This is a genomic window from Rossellomorea sp. H136, assembly GCF_056838065.1.
This window is the reverse complement of sequence record NZ_CM166371.1, coordinates 516,576-533,529: the sequence shown is the minus strand read 5'-3', so window position 1 is coordinate 533,529 and position 16,954 is coordinate 516,576. Positions and strand designations below refer to the sequence as shown.

Below are 16,954 nucleotides of genomic sequence, written 5' to 3'. Positions count from 1 at the left end.
GACCCCCACAATCAACCCTTCACGAATCATGAGAGTGGTGACCCCTTCAGCTTTCCTGCCACTCTCTCTCCGGCTGAAATCCCAGATAAATATGCACTTTCAAACCGTGTTCGTCCCGCTTCATCATTTTCTCTTAAAAAAGCATCTCCACAAACGATCACCTGCAAATTCCTTCCAAGTTCCACATAAGGAGAGTGAACAACTTCTTCTGCCTCAGCATATTTCCAACGTTTCAATTGAGCATGTACTAGTTGATTTCCCTCTCCAAGATGAAGCTCTGCAACCTTCTGAATTTCACCCAAAATGGTGTCATCCTCAAGGTCAAAGCGCTTCTTCGACCAGGTCCCCGTCATATACACACTCACTGTTACAGTAGAAGAAATTCCTTTCTTGTGATGGTCCGACACCCGTTCAACTCCCGGGGGCAATTGTTCGTCCTTATGTCCCGGCGCAGGTACGATGCTTTCCTGGTCAAAGGTGAACATACCTACGAAACAAGGAGCGAACGTGATATGCTTTAGCTCCTTGCTTTCGATCTTAGGTAGCAATGTAAGGGCTTGAGGTACTGGTGCCGTTACGATGATATGTTCCCCAAGGATCTTCTCACCATTATCCAATTCCACCTCCAGAGGTCCGTCCCTCCCATCAAGGATGGAGGAGACTTTCGTATTGAGCTCTACAGGAAGTGCTTCGGCCAGTTTTTTAGCCAGGGCGTTCATTCCATCGACTGAGGTGTAGCGAGGGTAGGGATCGCCAAACCACTTTTTGATCCAGCCTGACTGGAGCCAATTCTCAACGTCTGTTTGAAGTTCTGGGGAACGCACCGTGAAGAATTGCGCACCGTGATCCGCTTTTCCGCCTTGGATCCGCCTTGTGGCAAGTCTCCCTCCGACACTTCTACTCTTTTCAATAACGATGATATCCGTTATACCGCTATCCATTAACGTTTTGGCAGCCATGATTCCTGACAGGCCGCCTCCGATGATGATCACTTCTTTTTTCGACATTCACTCTCACCCTCTCTTTTTTCCCATTATACAAAGGTCATTGGAAATAATGGAAGGGAGATGACTTCAGCGTCATCTCCCTTCTACACTAACCCATTAATTCTTCTAACTCTTGATACATTTTGTCTCGATTCTGCTCTTTCTCTTCTTTTTCCTTATAAAGTTCCTGAAGGATGTCTATATCTCCTTGTGAAAGAAGCAGCTCTTCAATGGAAAAAATCTCTTCCTCAACCCGTTCTAGCTCAGCTTCCACCTCTTCCATCGTCCGCGACGGTTTTTTCGGGGCAGCTTTAGCGGGTGCTTCTTTTTTCACAACGGCTGCAGACACTTCCTGTGGAACCAGCTCAGGAAGCTTTTCTTTTGCCCAGCTATAGGGTCCATCAAAGAAATAGAGCTCCCCTTTATGAATCCAGTACGTTTTCTTAAATAACTTATTTAAAAAGTACCGATCATGAGATACAGCCAGGATCGTGCCTTTAAAGTCCTCCAGAGCATCCTCCAACACTTCTCTTGAATCAATATCCAGATGGTTCGTCGGCTCATCAAGGACAAGGAAGTTAATGTCCTGATGCATCAATTGGGCAAGGCGGAGTCTCATCTTCTCCCCTCCGCTCAACTGGCCTACTTTCCTGAACACATTCGGTCCATAAAATAAAAACCTGGCGAGAATATGCCGGGCATCCCCCTCTGTCACGGGAACCTCTTCCCGGAACGCATCAATCAAACGAACACTTGGATCCGCCACCGTAAAGTGCTGAGAAAGATAACCTAATTTCACATTGCTTCCGATTTTCACAACACCTGCATCGGCGGTCTCTTCTCCCAGCAGTATTCTTATAATCGTTGATTTACCGGTTCCATTCTGTCCGACAATCGCGGTACGATCCTTGAAATGGACGAGGAGATCGGCGTCACTGAACAAGCTTTTGTCTCCATAAGACTTTGAAGCACCATCCATGGAAAACACGATTTTCCCGCTTCGATCCGTTTCTTCAAACTCCAATCCCATCTTCTTGCGGTCCAGAACCGGGCGCTTGATCTTCTCCATCCGTTCTAACGCTCTCTCCATATTACGTGCCCGTTTATGCAAAGCTTCATTAGGCGGATTGGCCTGATTCGCCCATTCCCTTAACCGTTTGATCGCTTCCTTCATTTTCTTTATTTTCTTCTGCTGCTCCTGATAGGCTTGAAATTCGATCATCAGACGCTCTTCCTTTTCCTTCACGAAACCGGAGTAATTCGTATGATAAACCGTCAATTCTCCTTCCTCTAAGTCATACACCTTCGTAATCACGTTATCCAGAAAATAGCGATCATGGGAAATACACACGACGGTGCCCTCATACTCTTTCAAAAAATCTTCCAGCCATTCAACGGCTCCGATATCCAGATGGTTCGTGGGTTCATCAAGGAGCAGGAGGTCAGGTTTTTGCAAAAGTATCAAGCCTAAACAAAGCTTCGTTTGTTCCCCGCCGCTGCAGTCATTGAAGTCCTTATCCACCAATTCACGGATATCCAATCCATTGACGATCTTTGAAATATTGGAATCAATTTCATATCCACCGGCAAGGGTGAATCGGTCCTGAATTTTGCCGTATTCCTCTAATAAACGGTTGAGGGTGTCAGCATCTTGCTCCGGCCCCATTTGAAATTCCAATTCTTTTAATCTCTCTCCGGTCTTGATTAAATCGGAAAACGCAGAGCGTAAAACGTCGAGTCCTTTTGTCCCTTCCGAATAGTGAGGAATTTGAGCAAGGTAGCCTACCTTGGCTCCCTTCTTTAAATGAACGAGACCTTTATCAGGGGATTCGACTCCTGATAATAATTTAAAAATCGTCGTCTTTCCCGTCCCATTTCTGCCAACGAGACCGATTCTAGCTCTTTCAGGGATTTCAAAGGATAACTCCTCAAATATTAAATGGCCTCCAAACATTTTGCTTAATTCCTGTGCACTGCATAGTATCATTTTCCTCTTCCTTTCGGTCATCTATTTTAAGGTAAGAGGTTCCGTTATGATCACAAAAAAGCCATGAGGAAGCAGAAGGCTCGTCCATGGCTAATCGAAATGGGATTGTACCGCACATTCCCCTTTTATAAAAGAAGGCATAAAAAAAGAGAGCGAAAACGCCCCCATTTTCCGATTCTTTATAGAAAAGTGATTGGAATTGAGACCTCTTACCGTTCAGTATTCATATTCATTTGCTTAAAAAGGGCATACGTGTCCCCTTGAAGGCAAATACATGAAAAATTGCACGGCAAATGTAAATATAGTCTAAATACTTCCCACGCAATCCTACAGAACGATTCATCTCAATTCCACCTCCTTTTCCATTTCACGTTAGTTAATACCACCATTATATAATTATTCTGAAAGCTATTGCAATGTGTTTATTTCTTTTTATATAAAATTCTTGAAAGCACAAGACCGATCACTCCGATTGGAATCAGGATCATGGCACGGATCGTGAAATCCAGGAACACTAGATCTGCCAGGAAGAATTTCACCAATGCCAGAGCTAAAAAGCTGATCCCCACCCAGCGATAAAAGGCGTCCCTCCTGCTTTCACCGAAGATGAGATAAGCAATGGACAGAGCCGCAATCGCTACGGTGAAGGCGGTTGTTCGCGGGGTATAATCCCAGCCGATTACAATGAAATCCGTCAAACGTAATACGAAGAACATCACAAGTCCTGTCAACACGACTTGAATCGATGTTGTCGACACGTTTAAGAAAGAGGACTCATTTTGATTGTAATGGGAAAACAGATACACATACCCAAATGCGATTACAAAAATCGGCAGTTCAATCGTAAAGAAATCATCGGATGCACCTACCAGTACTCCGAGGAACGAACACATCATCAAAAGAATGGAAGCGATCAAACCAAGGTAGCTTTCCCTTCTTCCTGCAAGCCATAAAAGGGCAGTAGCCTGAATGCCGACTAAGACAAAACGCCAATCGTATTCGAATAGTTCAAATAAGAAGAGGAGTACATGCAGGAACCCTAAGACCAGCAGGACATCCTTTGTTTGTTTCTTTTCCTTCGGTTCAATAAACGATACGCCGATATACACCAAAGCGAAAGTCACATAATAAAAGAGTGGGATCGTTGCGTAAATATCATTCAATAATCCAAGAAGGATGAATGAGCCTGATACTAGAGCTGGAATCATTTCGGCACTCACCCGCTCATCGCGGCCCAGCACAATTAACAGTAAAATATAGGCGTGCTGAATCGCAAAAGGAATCAGAACGGTCAGGGTCATCGCCCCTACTCCAAAGGCCGCAAAGAAAAACAATGAGAAATAAAGTAAATAATAATGAATATTCCAGGCAATCCGGTATCGTTTCACCGTACTGAACGTCATTAACACAAAGAACATTACTAACTCATATCCGTAAAACAACCACTCATTCCGTTCGTCCCCTGCGAAAATAAAAGGAAACAGATACGCTCCTGCCCCGATCAAGCACAGGACAACTTCAGAACCATGCTTATGCGAAGTCCAAAGTCCGACAGAAATAATGACGATTAATAGTAGATTCGTGATGAGTCCACCTATATATCCATACAAAATATTTGCTGAGAATAACGTAATAATCGCTAGGACGATGCTCCCCGATAGCAGTGTGATGGATAATTTCCTCTGATCCCTGCTATACCGCTCCCCTAAGAAATACATCACGATACTGATGACAGCTCCCGTTAACACCCTTAAACCGGGCGTAACCCAGCCATTTTGAGAAGCAGCCATAAAGCCCCAGATACTTCCTATCAATAGGACAAATAGAAACACTTTCGGAAGCCAGCGCTCCACTGAAAAATCGAATGGTTCTTTTTCGATGAATGGCTCATTTTCCTCAGCAGGGAATTGATTATCAGGTTCTGCATACACTTCTGCTTTTTGAATAACAGGCGCTTCACTTTCGTTCTTCGCTTGTATCAACTGCCTTTTCACCAGGTATAATTCTTTTTCCAGCGTGCTGATTTTCCGTTCCAGGCGTTCAAGCTCTTCTTTCTCCATATTTCCACCCCCTACCTTCTATTTATACAGGAAGAATGGAATATTTTCCTTTATTTTCTGGAAATTAGAACAATATTTTTTGACATAGAAAAAGCTCCACCTTCTTGAGAGGTGAAGCTTTTGTTTCTATGCCAGTCGTTTGAAGTTTTGACCGAGTATTTCATTCATCGTATGGACCGTGATAAAGGCACGATTATCGACTTGGGTGATGAACCCTTTTAACTTGGAAAAGTCCTTGCGACCAAGGATGGTCGTGATGACTTCCTTTTCGTCGGAAGTGAAGGCTCCCGTTGCCGTATGAATCGTCGCTCCTTTTCCCAGTTCATGGACAATATAAGACTTGATCTCATCGCTGTACCTGCTTATGATCACAATCTCTTTATTTGAATTGAATTGTTGCAATGCATAATCGATGACCAGTCCGTTCAGGATAACACCGAAGAATGCATACATTCCGACTTGCGGTCCGAATAGTACGGCTGAGGACATGGCGATTGATAAATCTGCCAGTAAAACACCTCTGCCTACATCTATATTGAAATATTTATTAAAGATCAGGGCCACGATATCCGTTCCACCCGTAGATGCCTGCTGGTTGAACACAATGGCCATACCGGTTGCGGCAATGCATTGACCGATAATCAATTGAATCAAAATATCATCACTTAATGGCGCACTCATGGGAGCAAATCTCTCTAATAACCAAACATAGAATGAAAGGGCGAAACTTGCGTAAATGGTTTTCGCACCGAAATTAAAGCCGAGAAAGATCACACCGACGATAAATAACACGATATTGATCATGATCATGAACAGTCCAAGGGAAAGACCCGGAAACAGATCGTTCATGATGATCGACAATCCACTTACTCCCCCTGTCGCTAAATTATTAGGCGATAAGAAAAAATGGACATTCACTGAAACAAGAAATGCACCAAGATTCATCATTAAGAAGGAAAATATTCTTTGTCGCATCACCGCAACCTCCTTTTTCTTTAAAATTTTATTTGTTTTCCGTAAATAGTTGAACAACGGGATTATAAAGCCCATCAAGACCCTTTGTAAAGGGAATCCGGTCAAAAAAATAAGGTTTAATAATTGTGAAAATTGGAAGGGTTTGCAGATACGATGAGGATGGGGTTTGGGTTTAATAGGGTAAAAATTGGGGTAAGGTAGGATTTTTGGCTTTCGACTCAAAAAAGCTCCCTTCACCAAGGAAGAGAGCTTTCGTTCACCCAAATTGTTTCCGATTCCGGACAGGTCCCATATGAAATTGAGGAATGGTAATCCCGATCAAGATCAGCAGGATGCCAATAAACTGCAATAATACCACTTGTTCATGGAGAATCCACATGGCTGCGAGTATTGCAGCCGGAAGTTCCGCTGCTCCCACAATCGTCGAGAGACTCGAATCGAGGTGTGGAGTACCGATCGCGAAAAAGACGACGGGAAAGATACTTCCGAAGATGCCGACAAGTAGTCCAAAGTCAGCCATTTCAACAATCTGAACAGGTTCCTGAATGAAAGAAGGACGAAACGCAATGAGGACTACAAGTAAACCGCCAAGGGTAATCATCATGCTCTTTTGAATCGTGGGCACTTCTTTTGCCACCTTGCCGCTGAAGAAGATAAACAGGGCAAATGTGATGGCTGCAAAGAAACCGAAGAGAATTCCCATCCCATTTTCAGACCATCTGAAACGTTCAGAAGAAATGACCCCTCCTGCAAGCAAGGTTCCCATCCAAAGAAACACAACGGAAAGGAGCTTCTTATTGGAAGGGAATTTTTTTAAATAAATCGATTCAATCAAAACACCGATCCATGTGAATTGGAACAGCATGACAACCGCAATGGAAGCAGGAACCTCATGAAGACTGAGACCATAAAAGACCCCCGTCAAGCTGAGAAGGATTCCGACCCCGAAGAGCGAGACCCAATGCGTCTTAGTCATCCTTATTTTTTTAGTAAAAAGAAAGGCTAGGAATAACATAGCCACTCCAAATAAATACTGTATACCCGTTACATCTGAAACAGAGTAGCCTTCAGCAAATCCGAGCTTCACGACAGAAGCATGAATCCCATAAGAACTTGCTCCAATTAGCACACAAAGAGATGCGTTTATCGGCTTCATCCCGCTCCCCCCTTTTACTATCTCTTTCGCAAGTATAATCCCGGAATTTTATTTCGGCAATAGAAATATTCGCTTATCGCTAAACAAAAAAAGAACGATTCCTTTAAGCAGAATCGTCCTTCCCATCTTATCGGTTATCAATCTTTTCAGGATACAAATCATGGTTCATCAAGCGGTGGTCTGCCATCGTTTCGTATTTCGTACCTGGCTTTCCGTAGTTACAGTATGGATCAATGCTGATTCCGCCCCGTGGAGTGAACTTCCCCCACACTTCTATATAGCGTGGATCCATTAATTCGATCAGGTCGTTCATGATGATGTTCATGCAGTCTTCGTGGAAATCACCATGATTTCTAAAGCTGAATAGATAGAGCTTGAGTGATTTACTTTCCACCATCTTTTCACCTGGTATATAGCTGATATAGATGGTAGCGAAGTCCGGCTGACCTGTTTTCGGGCAGAGACTTGTGAATTCAGGACAGTTGAACTTCACAAAATAGTCCCGATTTGGGTGCTTATTGTCGAACGCTTCCAAAATGTGTGGAGCATACTCGAACAGGTAATTCGTTCCTTGATTTCCTAATAATGATAGATCTGTTAAATCTTCGTCTTTTCTTCCTGACATGTAAAAAATCCTCCCCTTCAGAGTGCCTCGAATGAAGGAGGACATAGCATTAGCCTAAGAATCGGAGTAATAGGAAGGTAAATTGCAAAAATTGTACTATCCTGTTACGCTTAAAGGATAACATGTTTAAGAAAATCTCATGTTAGATTCATAGAACCATAGTTTTTTATAGAGGGTTAATGCTATGAACCTCTCTCAGTTACTTGAGCGACAATTTGTGTTACAGAGGTTATATTAAATAAGAATATAGGGAAAGTCAATCCAATTATAGATTGAAATTTGTAGCAGGAATTTCAATTCTATCTATTGAATATAGTAATTGGTATTTTTGCTGGGAGTGATCATAAATGAATCAGCTGGTCCAGGCTTTCACCAAGTCTATTCTCGCGGGAGACGTGCATTCATTAATGGAATTACATTCGTCTTCTATTCACTCAAAAATAGATAATTTTACTTTTTACGAGAAAATTATTAAACCATCTATGTATAGAATCGGTGATCTTTGGGAGAAAAATCAAATTACCGTTGCAGATGAGCATTTAGCTACTGCAACCCTTAAATATTTACTCGCTACCGTCTTTACCCATCAAGAAGCTTTGGAAAACCATCCTAAAGCTCTTTTATTTTGTATAGAGGGTGAACATCACAGTTTAGGACTTGAGCTTGCGAACGAAGTGTTCAAAGAGAAACAATGGAATACCCGTTACTTGGGAGCAAATGTCCCTGTTAAGGATGCCTTAACATTTATTGAAGCGTGGGAGCCCCATGTCATTGGGATTTCCATCGGCATGACAACGGAACTGACTCGATTGAAAGAGTGCATCGAAGAGATTAGAGAGTATAATCAAGAGATTGAAATTCTAGTTGGCGGCCGATTGATATCAAACTACACCCTGGATTTTCTGGAAAGATCAAAGGTAGAAAGCTTTAATGACTTGTTAGAGCTCAATGAGTATCTGACAGATATGTCTGAACAGCTTGTTTCCCAGAAAGGCTAGCTCCTTCATCATATTTAGCCAAACTTAATAAGGTTCAACTGAATGTTATCCCTCATGAACCTCCTCTGTATCGAGGAACGGGGCAATGACGTCCATTAACCTTTCTCAAGGGAGTGATCATGTGGAAAACCTGCATTTATGCCCGATTCCTTATTTACTACTGGATAGGCAGTTTAATTTAATGGATGCTTCTAATTCGGGTTATGACTTTTTAAAGCCTGGAGAAAACTTCATGTCTATAGTAGAAGACGAAAGCTCGCCAAAGTTCGCACGGATTATTCATAAGAATTCCTCCGGTGAAATGGAATTGAATCTGAAGAAAAATGATACATTCGAGCTGTTTGATATATTCTATCAGTTTTCAGATATGCAACAATATTTCCATGTTGCCGTCATTTCTAAAGACGTTCAATACAAGAAAGTGTCGGAACAAATGAATGGCTTATTTGATCTCATGGGTAAGTCCACGTATCCACGAAAAGAACCTAATTTGACAGAAGTACTGGCTAAAGTGTCTTCTCTTTATTTGAAGCTTTCTAATACTTCTGATTGGAATCGGCAAGAAATTATGGATAAAATAAAAGAGATAGAAAATCACCTTCAGCATAATGTGAAGTGATAATAAAATTTATAGGAGAAGACAATATGACTTTATTAGCGAACATACTTAATTACAACCAGCAGTTTGTACAAGAACACTCGTACGAAGAGTACAGAACAACCAAGTTTCCAGACAAACGATTAGTCATTCTTACTTGTATGGATACCCGTTTAGTAGAGCTTCTGCCTAAATCCATGAACATGAAAAATGGCGACGTAAAAATCGTCAAGAATGCCGGTGCCCTCGTAAGTCATCCATTCGGTAGTATCATGCGCAGCCTGCTCGTTGCGGTGTATGAGCTTCAAGCCGACGAGGTACTCGTAATTGGTCACCATGACTGCGGCATGAGCGCCATCAACAGTCACAAAATCTTGGAAAAAATGAAAGAACGAGGTGTGGCGGAAGAAACACTCGGCACCGTCAACTACTCCGGCATTGACCTCCACGACTGGCTGAAAGGTTTCAGCTCAGTACAGGAAAGCGTCGCCCACAGCGTCGACATGATCAAAAACCATCCGTTAATGGATAAAAAGATTCCTGTACACGGATTGGTCATCAGCCCTGAAACAGGAAAGCTGGATTTGGTTGTAGAAGGATACTAAAAAAGCCTTTACTAGTCTCCCAGCATAACCTCCCCCTGAAGGTGTTACTCCTTCAGGGGGTTTTTTACGGTACTTTGAGGGACGGACCTCAAAAATCAACAATATTTACTAGCTAATCCCTATCATATCAATGTTTATGAGATTTAATTAGAGGTCCGTCCCTCTAGATAAACCCTTCAATTCCTTCAGGATCGGCATCTTTTCCATTTCGTCCCCGGTTACGTAGTCCCATTCGATGCCTTGTGGTTTTGGGTATGGAGTGCGGGTTTCTGTGATACCTTCTTCGGTGATGATCCAGTCGACGGCCAGGTCAAAGGAATCTCTTGGGATGTCGTCCACTACAAGCTGCTCACTGTTTATAGTCGTGAGGACAGGCACTGGGTTGTTACCAATTTCACGCAGGATGGCGTATTCACGATCGGCATAGCCTTCTCCTTTTCCAAGTCTTCGTCCATCACGATGAATCGCAACGGAACCGACTACGATTAGGTCAATAGGAGGTATACCTGTGAGAGGTACGACTTTACCATATGTATTCATATGTTTGATGCTCGCTGCCTTTCTCTCTTCTCCCCTAGGTACCCATTCAGGCTTGATCATGACAAATCCGTCCTTTAAGCGCGGTGTTGGAATGAGCAAGGTTTTCCCATCCTTCAACACAGTTGCGCGAAGTGGAAGCTGAGGTGCATCTGGATTTACTTTTATCACATGAGCACCCTTGTAAATATCCATACTCTGGACATAAGAGGCCGCCTTTTCTGACCCTTTGAAATTCGGAATCCTGCCTACTAACGGAAATGGAAAACGGCCTAATTTATTCTCCGTCAGCCGATTCCATACCTTATGCCTGATTTCATCTTTTTGACTCATACTTCCCTCTCCTTCTTACAAAACTGGAAATTGATATAATTATAACCCTTAATATTATTTTACCTAGTGCTGCTATTATTCTTATTATCTATTAAACCATGTTATTTTGATTCGCCAGCCTGTTCTTTTTCGACTGATTGAACCGGGAATTGTTGATTCTCTTTCGCACTTCCCATTTTATATTAAGAGACACATAAAACGAAACGACGCAATAAACTACCTTACCCCATTCCCTCCTTTCATTATTCACTTTCAAAGTAAAGTCTAACGATGTACCATTCCCCGCCTTCAAATAAAAGCTGCCGGGTCTCATCGACCTAAATCCATGATCCCCGGCACCGATGCCTTTGACACGTGACGCTCGTCTGCAATTTCATATATTGATACATAAGAAAAGCATGTCTTCCTTTTCGACTATGGTGGTTGATTTCATCTTTCAGCTTCCTCATGAACATCCGATCACACTGGCAGCTTGGACCGTATCGCTCATAGCAAAGGTCATGGGCCTTGCATGCTGCGTCGACTGAATTGATGGGGGCACCGGGTCCGCTGCATCCTGGTCCGCACCACTTGTATTCCGGGAAAATACACAGATTTTGACCTGTCTTATTTCTTCTCATATCCATCGTCCTTTCTACTCACTCTGCACAATAGTACGTTTTGTTTCTCACATAAAGGGAAATACACTCTATGTAAGCAAAATAAATTACTATAATGTATGTATTTAAATCTGGTTAGGATTGTCCTAATGCCTATCTGACTGTAAAGAAAACAATAGGAGGAATGAATAATGGCAACTTTTCAATTAAATGATACGGTACCAAACTTCACGCTCCCGGCAGTTTCAGGTGAAACGTTCTCATTTGAGGACCATCAAAAAGAACATCAAAGCTGGCATCTCATCGTTTTCTTCAGGGGCTCATGGTGCCCGGTATGTCAGGAGGAACTTAGAGAGTTACAAGCTAACAAAGAGAATTTTAAAAAACATAATGTTCACATACTTGCGATTTCCAGTGATAAATTGGAGGACTTGCAGGAGTTTGCAAACAAAGAGGATATAACTTTCCCTGTTTTAGCAGATGAAAAGTTAGAGGCCATCAAAGCCTATGATGTGTTCTATCACGGTGAAGATGCCCCTTACGAGGATCACGGACAACATGGTGAACCGGCTTACTTCCTCGTGAATGAAAAAGGACAAACCATGTACCAGCAAAGACAAACGAGCCCCTTTGGCCGTCCACATGCGAATGAACTCAGAAAAATCGTGAAGTATATCCAAAAAAACGTTAAATAATATCAGAAGAGGGACGGACCTTGGTGTTACTCACCAAGGTCCGTCCCTCTTACTAATGCAAGCACTAAGCTTTTCTGAGCTTCTGCTACTGTATGAGGCTGCTTTTCATGATAGCCGTAAAGTAGCAGGACGACGTTGGTGTAGATGGCTTTGAACCGTGCATACTCCAACTCGACTTCCTCAACTTCTCCATACTCTTCAAAAAACAAATTCTGTCCCGCAGGATTGAGATAACTGTACACGAGGTTTAAATCAATGGCACGATGGCCAATATGAACGTCACCCCAATCCAGAATCCCTGATAAAATTCCATTCTCATTCACAACGATATTTTTAAAATGAAGGTCACCATGGACCAGAGTAGTTTCTGATGGTAATGGCTTTTTTGGTACGTGCTGAAGGTAGTTTTTTAACTTTTCAACCTGGTGAAAAAGATTTAGTTCTTCGATTTCATGAATATTTTTTTCCAAGGTCGGGATTCGTTTTTTAACATCTAAACGATTCAATTCATCATTAGGTACTCCCCGTTTCCCGGCCTCTGAAACATCCGTCAGATGAAGTTTCTTTAGAAACCACGCCATTTTAAGGGCTGACTTCCCTTCTCTACCCACCTCATGTGCCCTGGATGGAATCGTTCCTTCAACAATCCGGTAACCTAGAAAGGGCCATTTGTATTGAGGGGAAGGCTCTCCAAAAAAGGTCGGAACCGGAAATCGGAGTCCGAGACTCTTTTCATCGAGCATTGGCAAGAGCTTTCCTTCTGTTTCCAGAAGCTTCACGGCTATATCCCGTCTTGGAAACCGAAAGATCCAATCGTTGTTCACTTTCATAACCGTATTATCGAATCCATAGTCAATGATGTCTAATCTTAACGGATGAAGTTCCGGAAACTGATTTCCGATTAATAATCTAGCCTGGTCAATGGTGACCTCGACCTCCGCATCCCAACTATTCGCCACATTCACCCCACCCTTCTCAAGTGTTATTCTTTGTAGAACCTAAACTCCATGTGATAAGTTTCAAGTAATCGGAAGAACTTTTCAGCTTAAATTATGAGGAGGAATCATGATGTTACCCGAAAAGCAGCAACAAATTCAATTAGTCGCCCGTCCTGAAGGAATGCCTGTAAAAGAGGATTTCAACTTCAAAGAGATTGAAGTTCCTAAACCATCCAAAGGTCAAGTATTAGTTAAAACTCTTTATCTTTCCGTGGATCCTTATATGCGGGGCAGAATGTCTGATGCCAAGTCGTATGTAGAACCATTCCGATTGGACGAAGCGTTGGCTGGCGGAGCGGTTGGAGAAATCGTCGAGTCAGAATCTGAACACTTCCAAAAAGGCGATTTCGTTGTAGGAATGCTGCCTTGGCAAGAATATTCACTTGCCAATGAAAAGCAGGTCCGCTCCATCGATCCGAATGTCGCCCCTATTTCTACTCACCTTAGTATACTGGGAATGACTGGATTGACCGCTTATTTCGGACTCCTTGACATCGGTCAGCCGAAAGAAGGCGAAACCGTGGTTGTATCCGGTGCCGCAGGTGCAGTCGGCTCTGTTGTCGGACAAATTGCCAAAATCAAAGGAGCCCGTGTCGTCGGGATTGCAGGTTCGGATGAAAAAGTAAGCTACCTGACAGATACGCTTGGATTCGACAAAGGAATCAACTACAAAACAACGGACAACATCTATGCAGCGTTAAAAGAAGCGTGTCCAAACGGCATCGATGTTTATTTCGAAAACGTTGGTGGTGAAATTGGTGACGCTGCCCTTAGTTTACTAAATAAACATGCACGTGTACCAGTTTGCGGAGCGATTTCTTCTTATAACAAAACAGATCGTGATCTGGGACCACGCGTACAAACCAAATTGATTAAATCAAGCGCACTTATGAAAGGCTTTGTCGTCAACGACTACAATGACCGCTTCAAAGAAGGAGCAACAGAACTTGGTCAATGGCTTTCCCAAGGAAAACTCCAATACGAAGAAACTATAACAGAAGGCTTAGAAAACGTAACCGACGCCTTCCTTGGACTCTTCCAAGGCAAAAACATCGGCAAACAACTCGTCAAAATCGCAGAACCAGGCAAATAACTCTACGAGGGACGGACCTCCAAATTCTCACCTAAATCCTGATAAATCAACGTTCAGGTATGAGTGATGGAGGTCCGTCCCTCTTCCTTTTGCACATCCCCATGTTTACCCCTCCCCATTGAACGGGAAAAGGAGAAGATATGTTAAGAAACAGTCCTACAAGGAGGAGTAATCGTGAAGAAGTATCAGATGTATATTAATGGAGAGTTTGTGGGTAGTACGTCGGGGGATACGTTAGACGTGATCAATCCTGCGAATGAGGAGACGATTTCTTCCATTCAGATGGGAACGGAAGAGGATGTCAATCACGCGATTGATGCTGCTCATTCTGCTTTTCTTTCATGGGAGAAGATCCCTTCCAAGGAGCGTGCTTCCTATTTATATAAAATTGCCGATAAACTGGAAGAGCGGAAAGATCAATTTGTTCAGATCCTGACAGAAGAAAACGGGAAGACATTGGATGCCTCTGAGGGTGAGATCGAATTTGCCATTGAGTATTTCCGCTACATGGCGGGTTGGGCGTTAAGATATGAAGGTGAAATCCTTGAAAGTGAGCGCTCGAATGAAAACATTCTTGTTTACAAAAAGCCGATCGGTGTCGTAGCAGGAATCGTCCCCTGGAACTTCCCTATGTTCATCCTCGCCAGAAAAGTTGCACCAACCATAGTGACAGGCTGTACGATCGTGATGAAACCAAGTCAATATACACCAAAAACCGCATGTGAGTTCGCTAGGATCATAGACGAGGTCGGGCTGCCAAAAGGAGTCTTTAACCTTGTAACCGGTAGAGGCTCAGATATCGGAAACCCAATGTCCAATCACCCTAAAGTACGCATGGTGTCCTTGACGGGAAGCTACCCGGCTGGTTCAAAAGTGATGGAAGCAGCATCGAAGTCCATTACAAAAGTAAACCTGGAGCTGGGCGGTAAGGCTCCTGCCATCGTCACCAAGCATGCAAATATTGATCTTGCCGTTGAAAAGATCAAAACATCGAGAATCACCAATTCCGGGCAGGCATGCACAAACGCGGAACGAGTGTATGTCCACGAGGATGTAGCAAAAGAATTCATCAGTAAAATGACCGAAGCGATGAAAAACACGACAGTCGGAGATCCGACAAACCGGGATAACGACATCGGACCTCTTGTGAATAAGGACCGCCTCAAAACCGTAACTGAAATGGTCAATAAAGCCGTTAAAAACGGAGCAAAAATCCTTACCGGCGGGAAACCGCTCAATATGGATAAAGGGTTCTACTACGAGCCTACCATTCTCGTAGATGTAAAACAGGATATGGAGATTATCCAGGAAGAGATCTTTGGACCGGTCCTTCCAATTATGACTTACAAGGGTTTTGATGAAGTCATGGAGCTTGCCAACGATACCGAATATGGCCTTTCTTCATCGATCTTCAGTGAAAATCTTCATGAGATCATGAGAGCCGCTAATGAACTTCGATACGGCGAAACCTTCGTCAATCGTGAAAATTTCGAAGCCATCAATGGTTTCCACGCTGGCCGCGGTCAATCCGGAATCGGCGGAGCAGATGGAAAACACGGACTTAACGAATACCTGGAAACTCATGTTGTTTATCTTGAATACGATGAAAACTATAAAGGATAACAACCAAAAGAAAAGCCTGCCCGCTATCATCCTAAATGCGGGCAGGCTTTTTCAATGGAGAGTTTCGCCCAACAAAAAAAGTCCTACTAAACAGTCAGGACTTTTCAAACCAATCACACAATATGATTAGGCTAGGATAAAGAAATTTGCTAAAGCGAGTAATAATAGAATAATAGCAACTCCAGAACTCATCCAAAGAATATCATTAAAATCCATTTTCAAATCGGCTAATTTGTCCTTGTTTAGCAACGAACTTCACTCCCTTGAAGATTTTCAATAAATCCGATGACTTTAAAAATGGAACGTTCCAATTTAGGATCTGTAGATGTTGAACAATGTGAGCACTCGATTTGATTGACATTCATCGTTGAACGGAATTCATTCTCACAATGTGTGCACTCCAGTATATGTAAATCCCTTTTCTTACCCTGACGATCAAATTGAATGCGCTCTCTACCCTGGTTAATATAGCTCACTTTATTCTCTCCCGTCGTATGTTATTTAGTACATATTTACCCGATGGAAAGAACATAAAACATGATTTATCTGATTTCTTTAAGAAAATGGGCTTCAAAAGCATATTGGAGATTTTATAGAAGAAACCTCCAATCGAAAAAAGCAACCAGCCCCGGCTGGTTGCTACAATCGTTTCTCCATAAAATACTGACTCTGGCCCTGAGGGAAATCTTTAAGGACCCCGAATTCCTTATACCCTAATTTTTTATAAAAATGAGGGGCCTGAAAGCTGAATGTATCTAATATAACGAGATAGCATCCATTCTCCCTGGCGTACTCTTCTATCCGGTGAATCAGTTTGGAGCCGTACCCCCCATGCCGGTAGTCATCTGCCACCCACAGAAAATCAACATGCAGATGATGCCAGAACATTTCTCCGACCACTCCACCAACGATTTCATCCTCATCGTTCCTCATTACAAAACTGATTTGCTCCAGAGGCGTCTTTGTCTCCTCATCTATTTGTGACATATTGTATTCGATTAACTTCTTACGAATATAATCACTATCTTCCTGGATCCACTGTTTCACTATGTTCATTGGTGTCCCCTCCCTTCCCTCCTATTTTTT

At 42.7% G+C, this 16,954-nt stretch carries 18 protein-coding genes; 6 read left to right on the top strand and 12 right to left on the bottom strand.

Annotation, left to right across the window (positions count from 1 at the left end; all coding sequences use genetic code 11):
* Positions 1-26: 26 nt before the first annotated feature.
* The 7 genes from ACYH0O_RS02715 to queF all read right to left on the bottom strand — a co-directional run bounded on the left by ACYH0O_RS02715 (position 27) and on the right by queF (position 7,789).
* A complete protein-coding gene (locus ACYH0O_RS02715; protein ID WP_482631025.1) occupies positions 27-1,007 on the bottom strand; it encodes an NAD(P)/FAD-dependent oxidoreductase in 981 nt (326 codons plus the stop codon).
* A gap of 88 nt (positions 1,008-1,095) precedes the next feature.
* On the bottom strand, positions 1,096-2,973 hold the full coding sequence (abc-f, locus tag ACYH0O_RS02710) for a ribosomal protection-like ABC-F family protein (RefSeq protein WP_482631024.1): 1,878 nt from the start codon (positions 2,971-2,973) through the stop codon (positions 1,096-1,098).
* 229 nt (positions 2,974-3,202) lie between these two features.
* Positions 3,203-3,316 carry an RAxF-45 family protein gene (locus ACYH0O_RS02705; protein WP_482631023.1) on the bottom strand — a complete coding sequence of 38 codons (114 nt, stop codon included), beginning with the start codon at positions 3,314-3,316 and terminating at the stop codon, positions 3,203-3,205.
* A 79-nt stretch (positions 3,317-3,395) separates the two neighbouring features.
* Positions 3,396-5,033, bottom strand: a complete 1,638-nt coding sequence (locus ACYH0O_RS02700) for a DUF2339 domain-containing protein (protein WP_482631022.1) — start codon at positions 5,031-5,033, stop codon at positions 3,396-3,398.
* Between the two features lie 126 nt (positions 5,034-5,159).
* Complete coding sequence (locus tag ACYH0O_RS02695; protein WP_482631021.1) at positions 5,160-6,008, bottom strand: YitT family protein; 849 nt, start codon at positions 6,006-6,008, stop codon at positions 5,160-5,162.
* Between the two features lie 256 nt (positions 6,009-6,264).
* Positions 6,265-7,164, bottom strand: a complete 900-nt coding sequence (locus tag ACYH0O_RS02690; protein ID WP_482631020.1) for an EamA family transporter — start codon at positions 7,162-7,164, stop codon at positions 6,265-6,267.
* A 127-nt stretch (positions 7,165-7,291) separates the two neighbouring features.
* A complete protein-coding gene (gene queF / locus ACYH0O_RS02685) occupies positions 7,292-7,789 on the bottom strand; it encodes a preQ(1) synthase (protein WP_034761195.1) in 498 nt (165 codons plus the stop codon).
* A gap of 347 nt (positions 7,790-8,136) precedes the next feature.
* Between queF and ACYH0O_RS02680 the strand changes: the two genes are divergently transcribed.
* The 3 genes from ACYH0O_RS02680 to ACYH0O_RS02670 all read left to right on the top strand — a co-directional run bounded on the left by ACYH0O_RS02680 (position 8,137) and on the right by ACYH0O_RS02670 (position 9,990).
* Positions 8,137-8,787 carry a cobalamin B12-binding domain-containing protein gene (locus ACYH0O_RS02680; RefSeq protein WP_482631019.1) on the top strand — a complete coding sequence of 217 codons (651 nt, stop codon included), beginning with the start codon at positions 8,137-8,139 and terminating at the stop codon, positions 8,785-8,787.
* 85 nt (positions 8,788-8,872) lie between these two features.
* Positions 8,873-9,406, top strand: a complete 534-nt coding sequence (locus ACYH0O_RS02675) for a hypothetical protein (RefSeq protein WP_482631018.1) — start codon at positions 8,873-8,875, stop codon at positions 9,404-9,406.
* A 26-nt stretch (positions 9,407-9,432) separates the two neighbouring features.
* On the top strand, positions 9,433-9,990 hold the full coding sequence (locus tag ACYH0O_RS02670) for a beta-class carbonic anhydrase (protein WP_482631017.1): 558 nt from the start codon (positions 9,433-9,435) through the stop codon (positions 9,988-9,990).
* A gap of 147 nt (positions 9,991-10,137) precedes the next feature.
* Here ACYH0O_RS02670 and ACYH0O_RS02665 read toward each other — a convergent pair whose 3' ends face one another.
* Positions 10,138-10,860 carry a 5-formyltetrahydrofolate cyclo-ligase gene (locus ACYH0O_RS02665; RefSeq protein WP_482631016.1) on the bottom strand — a complete coding sequence of 241 codons (723 nt, stop codon included), beginning with the start codon at positions 10,858-10,860 and terminating at the stop codon, positions 10,138-10,140.
* A gap of 317 nt (positions 10,861-11,177) precedes the next feature.
* Entirely contained in the window at positions 11,178-11,480 is a 303-nt protein-coding gene (locus ACYH0O_RS02660; RefSeq protein ID WP_482631015.1) for a phospholipase, read from the bottom strand.
* Between the two features lie 170 nt (positions 11,481-11,650).
* Here ACYH0O_RS02660 and ACYH0O_RS02655 point away from each other — a divergent pair, with 170 nt between their 5' ends.
* A complete protein-coding gene (locus tag ACYH0O_RS02655) occupies positions 11,651-12,154 on the top strand; it encodes a peroxiredoxin family protein (RefSeq protein ID WP_482631014.1) in 504 nt (167 codons plus the stop codon).
* A 26-nt stretch (positions 12,155-12,180) separates the two neighbouring features.
* Here the strand turns inward: ACYH0O_RS02655 and ACYH0O_RS02650 are convergent, their stop codons facing one another.
* Complete coding sequence (locus ACYH0O_RS02650) at positions 12,181-13,113, bottom strand: phosphotransferase (RefSeq protein WP_482631013.1); 933 nt, start codon at positions 13,111-13,113, stop codon at positions 12,181-12,183.
* Positions 13,114-13,219: 106 nt separating this feature from the next.
* On the opposite strand from ACYH0O_RS02650, the gene ACYH0O_RS02645 reads away from it, so the two are divergent.
* Both ACYH0O_RS02645 and aldA read left to right on the top strand, forming a co-directional pair.
* Positions 13,220-14,245, top strand: a complete 1,026-nt coding sequence (locus tag ACYH0O_RS02645; protein WP_482631012.1) for an NADP-dependent oxidoreductase — start codon at positions 13,220-13,222, stop codon at positions 14,243-14,245.
* A gap of 174 nt (positions 14,246-14,419) precedes the next feature.
* On the top strand, positions 14,420-15,868 hold the full coding sequence (aldA, locus tag ACYH0O_RS02640) for an aldehyde dehydrogenase (RefSeq protein ID WP_482631011.1): 1,449 nt from the start codon (positions 14,420-14,422) through the stop codon (positions 15,866-15,868).
* Between the two features lie 242 nt (positions 15,869-16,110).
* Here aldA and ACYH0O_RS02635 read toward each other — a convergent pair whose 3' ends face one another.
* Positions 16,111-16,344, bottom strand: a complete 234-nt coding sequence (locus ACYH0O_RS02635) for a hypothetical protein (protein ID WP_482631010.1) — start codon at positions 16,342-16,344, stop codon at positions 16,111-16,113.
* Between the two features lie 163 nt (positions 16,345-16,507).
* A complete protein-coding gene (locus tag ACYH0O_RS02630; protein WP_482631009.1) occupies positions 16,508-16,924 on the bottom strand; it encodes a GNAT family N-acetyltransferase in 417 nt (138 codons plus the stop codon).
* Positions 16,925-16,954 lie beyond the last annotated feature (30 nt).

Coding starts and splice junctions, on each gene's coding strand:
- ACYH0O_RS02715 (WP_482631025.1), bottom strand. CDS start 1,007: ATGTCGAAAAAAGAAGTGATCATCATCGGAGGCGGCCTGTCAGGAATC.
- abc-f (WP_482631024.1), bottom strand. CDS start 2,973: ATGATACTATGCAGTGCACAGGAATTAAGCAAAATGTTTGGAGGCCAT.
- ACYH0O_RS02705 (WP_482631023.1), bottom strand. CDS start 3,316: ATGAATCGTTCTGTAGGATTGCGTGGGAAGTATTTAGACTATATTTAC.
- ACYH0O_RS02700 (WP_482631022.1), bottom strand. CDS start 5,033: ATGGAGAAAGAAGAGCTTGAACGCCTGGAACGGAAAATCAGCACGCTG.
- ACYH0O_RS02695 (WP_482631021.1), bottom strand. CDS start 6,008: ATGCGACAAAGAATATTTTCCTTCTTAATGATGAATCTTGGTGCATTT.
- ACYH0O_RS02690 (WP_482631020.1), bottom strand. CDS start 7,164: ATGAAGCCGATAAACGCATCTCTTTGTGTGCTAATTGGAGCAAGTTCT.
- queF (WP_034761195.1), bottom strand. CDS start 7,789: ATGTCAGGAAGAAAAGACGAAGATTTAACAGATCTATCATTATTAGGA.
- ACYH0O_RS02680 (WP_482631019.1), top strand. CDS start 8,137: ATGAATCAGCTGGTCCAGGCTTTCACCAAGTCTATTCTCGCGGGAGAC.
- ACYH0O_RS02675 (WP_482631018.1), top strand. CDS start 8,873: ATGACGTCCATTAACCTTTCTCAAGGGAGTGATCATGTGGAAAACCTG.
- ACYH0O_RS02670 (WP_482631017.1), top strand. CDS start 9,433: ATGACTTTATTAGCGAACATACTTAATTACAACCAGCAGTTTGTACAA.
- ACYH0O_RS02665 (WP_482631016.1), bottom strand. CDS start 10,860: ATGAGTCAAAAAGATGAAATCAGGCATAAGGTATGGAATCGGCTGACG.
- ACYH0O_RS02660 (WP_482631015.1), bottom strand. CDS start 11,480: ATGAGAAGAAATAAGACAGGTCAAAATCTGTGTATTTTCCCGGAATAC.
- ACYH0O_RS02655 (WP_482631014.1), top strand. CDS start 11,651: ATGGCAACTTTTCAATTAAATGATACGGTACCAAACTTCACGCTCCCG.
- ACYH0O_RS02645 (WP_482631012.1), top strand. CDS start 13,220: ATGATGTTACCCGAAAAGCAGCAACAAATTCAATTAGTCGCCCGTCCT.
- ACYH0O_RS02630 (WP_482631009.1), bottom strand. CDS start 16,924: ATGAACATAGTGAAACAGTGGATCCAGGAAGATAGTGATTATATTCGT.